This is a genomic window from Endozoicomonas sp. SESOKO3 (genome assembly GCF_024606255.1).
Genome location: NZ_JAHHPR010000206.1, coordinates 24,710 through 39,016, shown reverse-complemented (window position 1 = coordinate 39,016; position 14,307 = coordinate 24,710). Strand labels below are relative to the sequence as shown.

At 46.5% G+C, this 14,307-nt stretch carries 12 protein-coding genes; 10 read left to right on the top strand and 2 right to left on the bottom strand.

Annotation, left to right across the window (positions count from 1 at the left end; translation table 11 throughout):
• Positions 1-308: 308 nt before the first annotated feature.
• Complete coding sequence (locus KDK18_RS03655) at positions 309-2,003, bottom strand: hypothetical protein (protein ID WP_257253285.1); 1,695 nt, start codon at positions 2,001-2,003, stop codon at positions 309-311.
• Positions 2,004-2,174: 171 nt separating this feature from the next.
• On the bottom strand, positions 2,175-2,321 hold the full coding sequence (locus KDK18_RS03650; RefSeq protein WP_257253284.1) for a hypothetical protein: 147 nt from the start codon (positions 2,319-2,321) through the stop codon (positions 2,175-2,177).
• Positions 2,322-2,590: 269 nt separating this feature from the next.
• On the opposite strand from KDK18_RS03650, the gene KDK18_RS03645 reads away from it, so the two are divergent.
• From KDK18_RS03645 to ccoS, 10 genes are all read left to right on the top strand, one after another.
• A complete protein-coding gene (locus KDK18_RS03645; protein ID WP_257253283.1) occupies positions 2,591-4,567 on the top strand; it encodes a hypothetical protein in 1,977 nt (658 codons plus the stop codon).
• A 133-nt stretch (positions 4,568-4,700) separates the two neighbouring features.
• Positions 4,701-5,300 (top strand): hypothetical protein, encoded by a 600-nt coding sequence (locus KDK18_RS03640; protein WP_257253281.1) that lies wholly within the window; start codon positions 4,701-4,703, stop codon positions 5,298-5,300.
• Positions 5,301-6,165: 865 nt separating this feature from the next.
• Positions 6,166-7,608 carry a cytochrome-c oxidase, cbb3-type subunit I gene (gene ccoN / locus KDK18_RS03635; protein ID WP_257253280.1) on the top strand — a complete coding sequence of 481 codons (1,443 nt, stop codon included), beginning with the start codon at positions 6,166-6,168 and terminating at the stop codon, positions 7,606-7,608.
• Between the two features lie 14 nt (positions 7,609-7,622).
• Positions 7,623-8,234, top strand: a complete 612-nt coding sequence (gene ccoO, locus KDK18_RS03630; protein ID WP_257253278.1) for a cytochrome-c oxidase, cbb3-type subunit II — start codon at positions 7,623-7,625, stop codon at positions 8,232-8,234.
• A 5-nt stretch (positions 8,235-8,239) separates the two neighbouring features.
• On the top strand, positions 8,240-8,455 hold the full coding sequence (locus KDK18_RS03625; RefSeq protein ID WP_257253277.1) for a cbb3-type cytochrome c oxidase subunit 3: 216 nt from the start codon (positions 8,240-8,242) through the stop codon (positions 8,453-8,455).
• A complete protein-coding gene (gene ccoP / locus KDK18_RS03620; protein WP_306670848.1) occupies positions 8,452-9,372 on the top strand; it encodes a cytochrome-c oxidase, cbb3-type subunit III in 921 nt (306 codons plus the stop codon). Before KDK18_RS03625 ends, ccoP begins: the two co-directional genes overlap by 4 nt.
• A 193-nt stretch (positions 9,373-9,565) precedes the next feature.
• Positions 9,566-10,966, top strand: a complete 1,401-nt coding sequence (ccoG, locus tag KDK18_RS03615; protein WP_257253276.1) for a cytochrome c oxidase accessory protein CcoG — start codon at positions 9,566-9,568, stop codon at positions 10,964-10,966.
• Positions 10,967-10,984: 18 nt separating this feature from the next.
• A complete protein-coding gene (locus KDK18_RS03610) occupies positions 10,985-11,551 on the top strand; it encodes a FixH family protein (protein ID WP_257253274.1) in 567 nt (188 codons plus the stop codon).
• Between the two features lie 19 nt (positions 11,552-11,570).
• A complete protein-coding gene (locus KDK18_RS03605) occupies positions 11,571-14,069 on the top strand; it encodes a heavy metal translocating P-type ATPase (protein ID WP_257253273.1) in 2,499 nt (832 codons plus the stop codon).
• A 7-nt stretch (positions 14,070-14,076) separates the two neighbouring features.
• Positions 14,077-14,250 (top strand): cbb3-type cytochrome oxidase assembly protein CcoS, encoded by a 174-nt coding sequence (gene ccoS / locus KDK18_RS03600; protein WP_257253271.1) that lies wholly within the window; start codon positions 14,077-14,079, stop codon positions 14,248-14,250.
• The last annotated feature ends 57 nt before the right edge of the window (positions 14,251-14,307 follow it).

Here is a 14,307-nt window from a genome sequence, read left to right as displayed (position 1 = left end):
AAAATAAAAAAAGTTCCTGAACACTGGTTCAAAGTCGTAATGGTGCGGAGTTGATTACGATCCCGATTTTTCTGAGGTCGGCGTGTGCCTTGCGGGTAAGTGCAGTGATACCATCGAAGAAGCCATGCACCAGAGGCTGGCAACCAGGGCTTACGCACCAGCATAATCATTCTCATTTAGCCCTGCAATGAACGACCTCAGTAGCTGAGCGGTAAAATTGTGATCGCAAGAGGAGCCCAACATTTCAGTGATGATGACTGGCTCAAAACTGAGAACCTGGGCATCACAACAGGCTTTCATTTAGTGAGCTACTTATTCAGAAGAAGATGTGGAACAACGACAGTACTCCAGTCAATTTCCAACCATTCTCTCGGTATATCTTGTGAAGTTGCATTCCCACGAGTAGCTTGATTTGTAGCCAATTGACGATCAGGCATTATCAACAACCAATGATTATGAGCATGAAGTAACATCATACAATGGCGATTTTCATGCAACGCATTAACAACTTCATCTTGATTCTGAAAAATAACATCAACACCATCTGCTCTTATCAAGCTAATCTGAAAAGGACATCCCGGAGTGGGATCACTAGAAGCTATATCAAGCATTAAAATGTTTTGGTTGATAAACGGGGCAATCAGGAAACGAATATGATTATCTTCAAGCCACATTCTATCGGGATTAGATCCATTCATTTCATTAGCCATTGATACTATAAACTCACGTTCATCACCTTCCTCGACCATTTCCTGAGCCCTGGCAGAAAAATATTCAAATACTCTCTGCGCTGTTAAATCATCTGAATTTTCAGTCATTTCAGACAAAAGCTCATACCTATTACTTCTGATCCAACTCAAAATAGCATGCCAGCCACAGTAACCATCCGTTGGCATATTATGAACCTCTAATCCAAGCTCTTTTAAATATTCACTCGTATTTTTCAGACTGTTGTAAGCATCTGACTTTTCTCTTTTGAAACTAATGGAAATTCCCGTCAGAACAACACATAAGGCTTTGGCGCCATTCAAGGCTTCTGCCGAAGTATTAGTAAATTTTCTGCACACTTCATAGACATTTTTAGCAGTAGCACCAGTACTGACACAGGCACTCTCTTCAACAAAGCTTTCCATCTGGCTGTAGGTTCTGGGAAATGTCCACACACACGCATTATTTGAGCCAATCATTCCGAAAGCGCAGTAGTCTTCCTGATTCTGTATGTCGCTGGCAGCCAGTGATTCACAGGCATTTTTCTGAAATACTGTTGATGGAAAAAAAATCATAGAGCTTTTATTTTTCTCTCCTTGCCTTCGTATACCCGACTTTTCAATATCCAGGCGTACATTGGAATCTAACTGAAAGGACTGGAGATTATTATAACTCTCATTTCCAAGAGCAATAATAATTCTAATGTACATACAACCCTCTTTGCTTCTATCTATAAATTCAAGGTTCCATCCAAATCCCTCAAGGGCATCTGAAAAATAGCTTTTACAATGTTCCTTATATTCATTGTCACCAAAACACTTAAATAACAGCACAACCTCCAAATCAGAATTTTTATTAAATAATGATTCAGCGAACTTAAATTCATTTTCTTTTTGCTCCAAATACGATGTATAAAAAAGGTGATACCACAAAGATCTGGCAATAATATATCGAGTAAAGCGTCGTTCATCAGGTTCAGAATGAAAATTATGCAGTGAAAAATTATAATCACCAGAACCCTCAGCAATAAAACCTAATTCGCGGGAAGGAATAACAAAACAAGAAAACGTTTTTTTTAAATGCTTAACAAATACTACTACTTCTTTACGACCCTCTTTAAATTCATCGTTAAAATCTTTTATAAAGTAGCTGAACTCTGAATTAAATCCATAACAGCCATCCACCATAAATTTCAAGTTAGAAGGCGCAACAACGAAAAAAAGCCGTAAATCCTGAACTGCTCTTACGTCTTGCAGATAGAATACTAATAGCCAAAAAAATAATTGCCTAAACATTCAAAACTCCTGCATTGTTATTGTCTCAGAAACTGGTGCAAAGCCTACATGTTAGACTACCGTAGGCCTTTGCAATCAAGTTTTTTACCTTGGTAAGCGCTCACCGCCTGTTAAACTATCTGTCAGATAATCCCATTTCATCGCTGACATATTCCCGAATCAGGCTTTCACTCAGGTTGTTATGCAACGGAAGGGCGGATCTTTCAGTACCAGCGAGAACTCTTCTGCAATAACGGCAAGGCTTGAGCATGCATCCTGAAGGGTGCCAGAGACAGTCTGTGTCTGGATTAAAACAAAAAATCCAGATTGTACCTTCATGGTGGCGCTATCTTTCGAAGGCTCAGAAAAGTCACTCAAACATATCGCTTGTGCATTGGAACGCCATCCAGATCAGTATCATCACTTTGCTCGCTTGCCGACGTGATACACCTTATTCAACAATCTGCACAAAGTTTTGAACCTTTTCAGAAAAATATGGACTAAGAATGAAATCGTATTTTTAAAACATTATTTCCATGCATTTATCATCAATCCACTCACAGCCTCAGCCACAACCTATAAGGGCAGATACTACCTGTCAGGAAGCTGTGAGCTCGAAAAAAACAGAGCCATTGCCCACAAATGGCTCTCTTCTAGTTGAACAAAAGTGTCTTTATCACAGAAAAACAATAAAAATCAAAACGTTAGAAAAACCAGAAGGCTATTTCTCTGCTGGCGAAAAACACCAAATATCATTAATGAAAGATTATCTGGATGGCAATACCGAACATTTTAGTGGTGATGACTGGCTCTATCTGATAATAAAACTGGGTAACAGGTTTTTTAGTAGAAAAAAACAGGAAACACTCCAAAAAGAATTCAGTACAACACACAAAATAGAGAATTTGTTTAAAAAAATTGCCAAGTTACAAGCATTGAGATGTAAAATTGAAGATATCGTTCATTATTCGCACTTAGACAGACGTTTTAGATTGTATGAAGCAGCAAAAAAAGACAAGCATTTATTCCCAGCTGGTTTTCTGGATGAAATTATTGAATTAGCAAAAAACAACCTTCCCCTGCCTCCCTGTGCAACACAAGAACTTTTATACGCAACAGCCAGCTTGGATTATGACTCACGGAATCCATTTTTCTCTGACCTCATCATTGCCTGTTACAGAAACAGTCATTTTTTACCTCCAGACATTGAAATGGGGCACAAAATCGAAAAAGAAATAAAAAAACAAATTCTAAAAGAGAGTTCAAGCAATGAGGACCTTGAAATAGAATTAATGCTATCAGATAACTCCATAATTCAGAAAGTTTGTGGCGGAAGATCCATCCAGCTCACTCTTCCTGACAACCAAACACTATACCTTAAATTTCAACGAAAAGATGAATCATGGAATGAGTTCACCCGTGAACTTAAAATGCACAATAGTTTGCACCACTTATTTTCAGATCAGGATTTCGCCAGCGAAATACCTTTAAGTAAAGGTTTATTTTCTATTTCTGCGGATATCATTAATAAAAGATTGGAAGATGAGCTCGAAATATTTGAAGGTCACATACACGGTTATTGTTTCTCAGCTTCAAAAGATTATGTTAATTATGCATGCCAATTAGACCCATCAAATTCCAAAAACCCTCATTACAGGTCCGAAGAAGGGTTAAAAAAAGCAGCTATTGATATCGGGAAGTATGCAAGATATGGACTGTCATTCGATAGCCTTATTAAATCGCAGCATACAAAAGATTTATGTGTTGCATGGTCAGGTCTGTCAAAATGGATGACTTTAGGGCAACTGAGTTCTTATCATTTTTGCAATAATGAAGCTTTTCCCGGATCAATTTGTAACTGGGTAGAAGACACTGAGCGCTCAGATTTATCCTGGTCCGGTTTGAGAGATCTTGGTGACAGCCAAATATTTGAAACTACATTGCACAGCCTGCCCCCTGAAAATGCTTTAAATGTTAAATTTTTTCCAAAAGTCGGAAACCTGTTAGCTTTTTTTAATGCGCTTATGGATAATATCGTTGCCATTGTTATTGTTTATGCTCGTGGAAAACGTTTATCCCATGAGTTTCATTACCAAAATCCTAAAGCTGTCGAAGATGTACAAAGATTCATCGGAGATATTCTTGAGCATTTTATCCGGGGATATTATGCAACCGATACAATAAGCTTACAGCAAGCTCTTGAGTTGGATAATACAGAGTTCGAAAAATGGCTACATAGAACCTCATTAGAAATAGTCTATTGGTCAGCTATGCAGCCGTATGAAATGACAGAGGATTTTTTTATTTCTAGACATGATCACAAATACCAGAACTATTTCTTACATATCAATCAGAATAAAAGACCAGATCCAGAGATAATGAAAACTTCAAACGAAATCCATAATCATTCACTTTCTCATAAAACGGCTGATGGTAGAAAATATAATTTTGGACTTGCACATATGTATGGTTTTCCCTTGCAGGCTCTTATAAAAGGGCTGTGCAAATTATCTATAAACATTCTGGAAAACAGTCACCCTCCCCATGATTCTCAATCAGTTTTGGCAGGCTGCACTAATCAATAACGATCAATTGTTGCTTGGCCGATACGGGGGATTCTCCAACCAATAGCAAATACAAAACCACCGTCACTTTAATTTGCCAAGAATCACAATTCTACTAAAGTCCATACTCTGCATTGTAAATAGACGTTATAGAATGAGAGCACTTTACTTCACGCTGTTTTTTTTCATGAAATGCTCTCTGGCAGGAGATTTTACGGAAGCCATTAGGGAAAATAATTTTAACAAAGTAAAAGAATTAATGGGCCAAGGTTATCAACTTGAATATGATCAGGATGCATTGCCCGATGCACTTTGCTTTGGATCACTGGAAATGCTTATTTTTCTGCTAAATAATGGTGCAAATCCAAATTCATTTACATCTAAAGAAACTTACAACAGCCTGACGATCTCACACATCTTGGCTGATGCTTCAACGATATCTCAAATTGTTACATTACTCAGTCACGGAGCAAGTCCTGCTCATGACTATAACTGGGAGTTTAACCATGCTATTGGTGAGAAAAAGTGGCTGCATTTGACTATTTATTATTATTGGGAGCGGATGTTAATACACAAGATACCAACACCCCCCAATAGCATTTCCGAACTCAATAGTATTTTATCATCTTTACCTTTACTGGCTATTAACTCACTTGTCACTTTTATTGAGCATCAACCTAATTTAGAAAATCTATTGTCGTTGTTTCCAAATAATCTGAAGTTTTTTTTTGATTACCTGAAATATCCCAAATAAGCTTCAGAATCAATCAGGCTCGAACAAGGCAGGTAATCGCCTCTTTGACATGAACATAAATTTTGATCTCAGCCTCCGATGAATTTTTGTGCTTCCGGATTCTGCCGACAATGACACAAAACTGAACATCCTCTGACAATGGCAGAAAATGACAGCAAAAATCTATCTCACACTCTTCATGCAGCCCTGATCCTATGGCAATCCTGACATCTCCTATACAAAACAGGCTGTCACAAAAGATTTCAATACATATCACTCGCTCATAGCCAAAAAGCATTAGCAGGGCTAACAATATTTCTGTATGATTGCGACGGGTTTGGCAGTATAAGAAAACTCTGCCAACCGATAAGGACCGGATAACAACCAGAAGTGTGCACGACCAGGAGTACCAACCCAGGATCAAAACACTCGGAGTCTGAAGGTAATAAGTCAGTCTCAAGTCATTCAGCCAGAGCCTGAGGATCTCTGGCAAACAGTGAACTTGACAACTGTCTTATATCAGAGAACTCACGAGAGCAGCTTTTTCGCTGCCCTGATGAGAGAAATATTCCGACTCAATTCGTCAACTGCATTTTTTTATTAACACATAAAGAATCAGCAGGAAGTACGGCCTTACGGACAACCCGGGGGAGCTGGCCGGTAGCAGAGAATATCTGGCCTGAAATCCAGTAGAGCAATGCGCCTTGGCTGTTCGGAAACCTTTGGCAACTGAACAGGGTTCCTTTGGCCACAAAAACACTATGCACAGTGTCAAGGCAAGAGCCAAGGTCATAGTGTGTTACTGGATTTCCGGTCTAAGTTGCAACGCCTCAGGTTATCTCCAAGTCGTAATAACTGTTAGCAGAACCCGAAGGTAACACGGAGCATGAGCACTGCAACGATACAGCCAACCTATAACTACAAGGTTGTCAGGCAGTTTGCCATCATGGCGGTGGTTTGGGCCATCGTCGGGATGGGGATGGGACTGTTCATCGCTACCCAGATGGTATTCCCTGAACTGAATCTTGATCTACCCTGGACCAGTTTTGGCAGACTGAGACCCTTACACACAAACGCCGTTATTTTTGCATTTGGAGGCTGCGTCCTTTTCGCTACCTCTTACTATGTCGTCCAAAGGACCTGTCAGGCTACCCTGGCCATGCCCGGACTGGCATCTTTCACGTTCTGGGGCTGGCAGCTGGTGATCGTTCTGGCCGCCATCACACTGCCCATGGGCATGACCTCTTCCAAGGAATACGCCGAGCTGGAATGGCCAATCGATATCCTGATTGCCATTGTCTGGGTCAGCTACGCAATTGTGTTCTTTGCCACCATCATGAAGCGAAAGGCCAAGCACATCTACGTGGCCAACTGGTTCTTCGGTGCCTTCATCATCACCGTTGCGATTCTGCACATTGTCAACAGCGCCTCTGTTCCAGTCACCCTGACCAAGTCCTATTCTGCCTACGCTGGCGCCATGGACGCCATGATTCAGTGGTGGTACGGACATAATGCGGTCGGCTTTTTCCTGACCGCCGGCTTCCTGGGCATGATGTACTACTTCGTTCCCAAGCAGGCTGAGCGTCCGGTTTACTCTTACCGTCTGTCTATCGTACATTTTTGGGCACTGATCGCCATCTACATCTGGGCGGGCCCGCACCATCTGCACTACACTGCCCTGCCCGACTGGGCCCAGAGCCTGGGTATGGTGATGTCCCTGATCCTGCTGGCACCTTCCTGGGGAGGCATGATCAACGGCATCATGACACTGTCCGGCGCATGGCACAAACTGCGTACCGACCCGATCCTGCGCTTCCTGGTGGTATCCCTGTCCTTCTATGGTATGTCGACCTTCGAAGGCCCAATGATGGCCATCAAAACCGTTAACGCTCTGTCTCACTACACTGACTGGACCATCGGTCATGTGCACTCCGGCGCATTGGGCTGGGTTGCCATGGTTTCTTTCGGCTCCCTGTACCACCTGATTCCCAAGGTTTGTGGTCGTGAACAGATGTACAGTATTGGTCTGATCAATACTCACTTCTGGCTGGCTACCATCGGCACCGTCCTTTACGTAGTGGCCATGTGGGTCAACGGCATTACCCAGGGTCTGATGTGGAGAGCTGTAAACAACGACGGCACCCTGACCTACAGTTTTCTCGAGTCCGTAACCGCCAGCCACTTTGGCTATGTTGTCCGTGCAATCGGTGGCGCCTTCTTCCTGGCAGGTGTGCTGATCATGGCTTACAACTTATACCGCACTGTCAAACTGGGCAGTGAAAACCAGCAGGAAGGTGAAGCTCAGGCGTCACCTGCACAGATGGCCTGACGGGGGAGTTCACCATGAAAAAACATGATTTAGTCGAAAAAAATCTTGGTTTGATGGTGGCGCTGATCGTAGTAGCCATCAGCTTTGGCGGCCTGGTTGAGATCGTGCCCCTGTTTTTCCAGAAAACCACCACTGAGCCGGTGGCAGGCCTTAAGCCTTACACTGCTCTTCAGCTGGAAGGTCGTGACATCTATATCCGTGAAGGCTGCGTAGGTTGTCACTCACAAATGGTGCGCCCTCTGCGTGCTGAAGTAGAGCGTTACGGCCACTACTCTGTAGCCGGCGAGTCTGTTTACGATCATCCGTTCCTTTGGGGTTCCAAGCGAACCGGTCCGGACCTGGCCCGTGTTGGCGGTCGTTACTCTGACGAGTGGCACCGTGCTCACCTGAATAACCCGAGAGACGTTGTCCCCGAGTCCATCATGCCATCTTACCCATGGCTGAACGAAAACGTTCTGGACGGCAAACTGACCGGCAAGAAAATGGAAGTTCTGAGAGGCCTGGGCGTACCTTACACCGATGATGACATCGAAGGTGCTACAGCCGCAGTCAAGGGTCGCACTGAAATGGACGCCGTAGTGGCTTATCTGCAGTCACTGGGCACCGCACTACAGAATAAACGGTGACACTCATGGATATTAATGATCTGAGAGGACTGTCCACTGTTTTAGCCATGATTGCCTTTCTGGGGGTATGTTTCTGGGCATACAGTGGCCATAAGAAGCGGGACTTTAATGAAGCAGCATCACTGCCGTTTGCAGACGACGAAGCTCATATAAATACACGACACGCCAGTGGCTTGGCAAAGACTGAGCACGCAGACAAGGACAAAGGGGCCATACAATGATGAGTAGTTTCTGGAGTGGGTGGGTTGTCATCCTTACTCTGGCCTGCCTGGCATTTGTAATCTATGTGCTGTTTACTACCTGGAGGCAACAGCGCGAAGAGACAACAACTGAAACCACCGGGCACGCCTACGACGGTATCGAAGAGCTGGATAATCCGATGCCCAAATGGTGGCTGGCTCTGTTTGTCGGTACCATCGTATTTTCTGCCGGTTACCTGGCTCTGTATCCGGGTCTTGGTAACTGGAAGGGCTTTCTGGACTGGACCTCTACCGGTGAGTTGGAACGCCATCAGCAAAAACATGATCGTCGTTATCAGCCACTGTTTGAACAGTACGCTAATACTCCGATTGAAGAGCTGGTAAACAACCCTAAAGCCGTCAAGATGGGTGAGCGTATCTTCCTGAACAACTGCGCCCTGTGTCACGGCAGTGATGCCGCCGGTGCCTTCGGCTTCCCGAACCTGACTGATGACGACTGGCTATACGGCGGCACGGCTGACGCGATCACCACCACGATCATGGAAGGCCGTAACGGGCAGATGCCTGCCTGGGGCGCGGTGATTGGCGAGAAAGGCGTTCGTGACGTTGCTACCTTCATCCGTGCTAATGCGGGTCTGGTAGACAAAGTTGCCCCGGCCACAATGACAGCGGGCAAGAAGATTTATGACACGACTTGTGCGGTATGTCACAACGCCGACGGCAAAGGCAACCAGCTACTGGGGGCACCTGACCTGACCGATGAAGTCTGGCTATATGGTTCCAGCCAGGCTCAGGTGGAATACACCATTCGTAATGGTCGTAACGGTGTGATGCCGGCCTGGAAAGACATTCTCGGCAAGGAAAAAGTCCACCTGGTCGCTACCTACGTATTCAGTCTCGACGAAGACAACAAGGACAACGAAAAAGAGACAGATTAACTGTCTCTGATTCGCCACCTTGTCATGAAAACCACAGCTGTCTGGCTGTGGTTTTTTTTATCAGGTAAGATAACGCCGAATTACCAATAGCGTCCTGTTAAGATGCAGTTCGAAGGACCACTTCTTACATTCACGGTGAGAAGAGCCAGGTTCAATGGACGATTTATAACGACCATCAGGGCAGTGAAGTGATATGCCAGAGTCAGACCAACAGATCCAATCCAGTGGACCGGAATTAATTGACCTGTATCAAAAGCCGGACAAAATCTACACACGCAGTTTCCAGGGGTACTTTCGCAATCTCAGGCTGCTCGGGGGAGCGCTGTTGTTCCTTCTGTATTTTGGCACGGCCTGGCTTAACCTGGATGGTCGACAGGCTGTTCTGTTTGACTTGCCGGAGCGCAAGTTTCATATCTTTTCCGCTACTTTCTGGCCGCAGGACTTTATTCTGCTGTCATGGTTGTTGATTATCTGCGCTTTTGGTCTGTTTGCCATCACGGTGTTTGCCGGCCGGATCTGGTGTGGCTATACCTGCCCACAGAGTGTATTCACCTGGGTATTCATGTGGGCAGAGAAGGTCACAGAAGGTGACCGCAACCAGCGAATGCGCAGGGACAAAGCTCCGATGTCGGCAGAAAAAGTTCTGCGTAAACTGGCGAAGCATGGTATCTGGCTGGGTGTTTCTGTTGCCACTGCTATCACGTTTGTCGGTTACTTTACTCCGATTCGGGAACTGGTTCCGAATATGTTGTCTCTGGAAGTCAGCCCCTGGGCACTTTTCTGGCTGGGCTTTTTTACCTTTGCGACCTATGGTAATGCTGGCTATCTGAGAGAGATGGTCTGCCTGCACATGTGCCCTTATGCACGATTCCAGAGTGTGATGTTCGACCGGGATACTCTGGTGGTCGCTTACGATCATAAGCGCGGTGAAAACCGGGGTTCACGCAAAAAAGGTGTGAACCCCAAAAGTCAGGGTTTGGGTGACTGTATTGACTGTAGCGTCTGCGTCCAGGTCTGCCCGACCGGTATTGATATCAGGAACGGACTGCAAATCGGCTGCATTGGATGTGCGGCCTGTATCGATGCCTGCGATAACATTATGGACAAGATGGGCTACGATAAAGGCCTGATCCGCTACACCACAGACAATGAGCTTTCAGGTAAGAAGACCCATTTCCTGCGCCCGAGACTGATAGGTTACACCGTCGCCCTGCTGGCAATGATCGGACTCTTTGCAGGGAGCCTGAACAATCGCTCCGCACTGGAACTGGACATTCTCAGAGACCGCAATCAGCTTTATCGCACCACCTCCGATGGCAGCATTGAAAATACCTATATCCTCAAACTGGCCAACAAGGATCAGCGCACGCTGACCATGACCATCAGTGTCAGGGACATAGGGGATTTGAGCACCAAAGGTGATATGAGCTTTACGGTCAATGCCGGCGAAGTTGCGCAACACGTAGTTCGGCTGGTCTTGCCTGCGGGTTCTGTCCATTCCGGCAGCCGTGATATTGAATTTATAATCAGCAGTGATCAGCCGGACATTCAGCCTGTAAGTGCCGAAAGTCGATTCCTTGCTCCGCAAATCTGAAGACAGGTAGTAACGATTATGAGCCTTGTGAAGAATGAACCCGTCACCCGTTGGTACCAGGAGCCCTGGGTATGGGGAATTCTGGGAGTACTGGCGGTCACCTTTGTTTGGGGCAGTTACCGGACTTACTATGCGTTCAAGATTCAGGACAGTGTGGTGGTCGATGACTATTACAAAACAGGTAAACAGATCAATGAAGATCTTACCCGTGATCACAACGCCAATGACCTTGGAATTCGGGCCAACTTGCTGATCGACGATCTGACAGGTGAGGTTCGAATCACCGTAAACGGCAACCTCAGCGAATGGCCACAACAATTAAAGCTCAGCCTGCTTTCTCCAGTATTCGCCGACCAGGACAAAGTCATCATGGTTAACCGTTCTATCTCCGGTGACGAGTCCACCCAGATATATGTGGGTCAGATTGATGAAGCGGTCGAGGGAAAAACCTATGTCCAGTTGGAAACTCTGGACGAACTTATTCCTGAAGTCGGTTACGAAACAGGCTGGCGCCTGAATCAGCCCCTGGTGCTGAAAGCCGGTGTTGCCAGCGAGCTGCTGCCGCGCGGTAGCTCTAAACCTTGAAGCATTTTGGGCTGAGTGGATGAGTAAACATTCTGAAAATTGCTACTGTTTCCATTGTCACCTGCCTATCGAAGGGACACCCCCTTACACGGCGACGGTTGAAGGTGTTCAGCAGCCCATGTGTTGCCCGGGCTGCAAGATGGTGACTGAAGCCATCATTGCCGGCGGACTGGACAGCTATTACCAGCACCGCACCGACCCCGGTCTGCAGGCCAATACGCTCAGCCAGCGGCTGGAAGAAGAACTCCGGCTTTACGACCGGAATGATATTCAGCAGGACTTTGTGATCAGCAACGGTGAGTCCGAAAGACAGGCCAGCCTGTTGATAGAGGGCATCACCTGTGCTGCCTGTGTCTGGTTGTTGGAGAATCATATTAGTCTGATCGAAGGTGTCGAAAAAGTCTCTGTTAACCTGAGTACTCATGAAGCCCAGATCAGCTGGAATAACGCACAGACACCACTCAGCGATATTCTGATCGCCATTCATCAGATTGGTTATAAAGCCTACCCCTGGCGCGCTGATCGCCAGGAAGCCATGCTCAAGCAAGAGAACCGCGTATTCATACGACGCCTCGCCATTGCCGGTATTGGCACCATGCAGGTCATGATGTATGCCATCGCGCTCTACTCCGGAGCGATCAGTAACGACATGACGGCCCCCTATCGGGATCTGATCCGGTATGTCAGTGCTCTGGTGGCCACTCCGGTCATACTCTACTCAGCGGCACCTTTTTTCAAAGCAGCCCTGCGAGATTTCCGAACCCGCCATCTCAGCATGGATGTGCCGGTCTCCATTGCCATTGGTGGAGCCTATGTTGCCAGCCTCTGGGCAACCGTTAACGGAAGTGGTGAAGTTTATTTTGACTCGGTATCTATGTTTACTTTCTTCCTGTTGTCCGGTCGTTATCTGGAGCTTCGTGCGAGACATTCAACCTCTCGTGCAGCCCGGGCCCTAAGCAACCTGCTGCCCTCCAGCTGCCTGAAAAAAGAGGGTAAAGAGTATGTTCGAGTCCCGATCATTGATCTGAAACCCAAAGACCATGTACGGGTATTACCCGGTGATTCCATTCCCGCTGATGCTGTTATATTGCGAGGGAGTAGTAGTGTCGATGAATCCATGCTGACAGGCGAATATCTGCCAATAGCCCGCAGCATAGGCGAGTCAGTGATGGGCGGCAGTCTCAATATCGACAACGCCCTTGAGCTTGAAATCACCCATGTAGGTGAAGAAACCCGGATGTCTGCGATTCTCAAACTGCTAAAACATGCCCAACAGGACAAACCTGCCATTGCCCGACTGGCAGATCGTGTTGCCGGTTACTTTGTGGCTTCTGTTCTGGTGACAGCAACTGTCGTTTACTGGTACTGGTCGGGTGTCGTGGCAGAAGATGCGTTCTGGATCACCCTGTCCGTACTGGTAGTAACCTGCCCCTGTGCCCTCTCTCTGGCAACGCCAACAGCTCTGACGGCAGCGACAGGCTATCTGCATAAACTGGGATTCCTGGTCACCCGGGGTCATGTTCTCGAAGGTCTGGGCAAAATCACCCACATTGTTTTTGATAAAACCGGCACTTTGACCCAAGGTCGTTTAAAACTGGAAGGCACTTATCCTGTTGCTGGCTGCCATCACTCTGAGTCCAAGCTGCTTGCCATTGCCTCAGCCATTGAAGCGCATTCGGAACATCCCATTGCCAGGGCTTTTGCAGTCGCGACTGACCTCAGGGCTGAAGAAGTGGTCAGTCATACCGGTCGGGGCATCGAAGCGAGAATCGGTGCCAACCATTACAAAATGGGCCGTCCCGATTTCTGCTGTCAAACAAATATACCTGCACGCCCGAAGCAGGAAGGACAATGGCTACTCATGTCTGAGAATGACTTGCCACTGTGTTGGTTCAAACTAACTGACAGCCTCAGGCCAGAAGCGGCCCACGTCATTCGTCGGTTAAAAGATTCCGGTTTCAAGGTGACGCTGCTCAGTGGTGATCAGGAACCGGTGGTAGCATCAGTCTCCCAACAGTTAGCCATTGAACAATGGCACTCTCAGGCCAGTCCGGACGACAAACTGATGTTTATTCGCCAGCGACAGGCTGACGGCGAGCATGTTCTGATGGTGGGTGATGGCATTAATGATGTACCGGTGCTGGCCGGTGCAGACGTCTCTCTGGCTATGGGTAATGCTTCAGACCTGGCCAAGACCAGTGCCGACGCCGTACTTCTGTCCGACGACCTTGGTCGTTTGATAGACGCCTTTGATCTGGTCAGACGTACCCGCAAGATCATTCGTCAGAATCTGGCCTGGTCATTGGGTTACAATATAACCGCCCTGCCACTGGCAGCAGCAGCTATGATTGCCCCCTGGATGGCTGCGATTGGCATGGCATTAAGTTCTCTGCTGGTGGTGGGCAACGCCCTGCGACTCAACAGAGATAAAAAGCCTGCTTCCCGGGAAGAACAACTGGCAAGCCAGAATAATGGCAGTGAAAATGCGGATAACCTGCAAGTTGCTGTAAAGGTATAGTACCCCTATGGAAAGCCTGATCATTCTTATACCAATAGCCGTATTGCTGATTGCCCTTGCTGTAGGGATATTTCTATGGGCAGTAGATAATGACCAGTTTGATGATCTGGAAGGACCCGCCCACAACATTCTGTTTGACGACGACCAGCCAAAAGTCAGTCGTCCAACCAAAAAAGACTGATTGGGAACAGCTCTGAGCAGATTAACAGCCCTGAGCAGATGAACAGCCTTGAGCAGA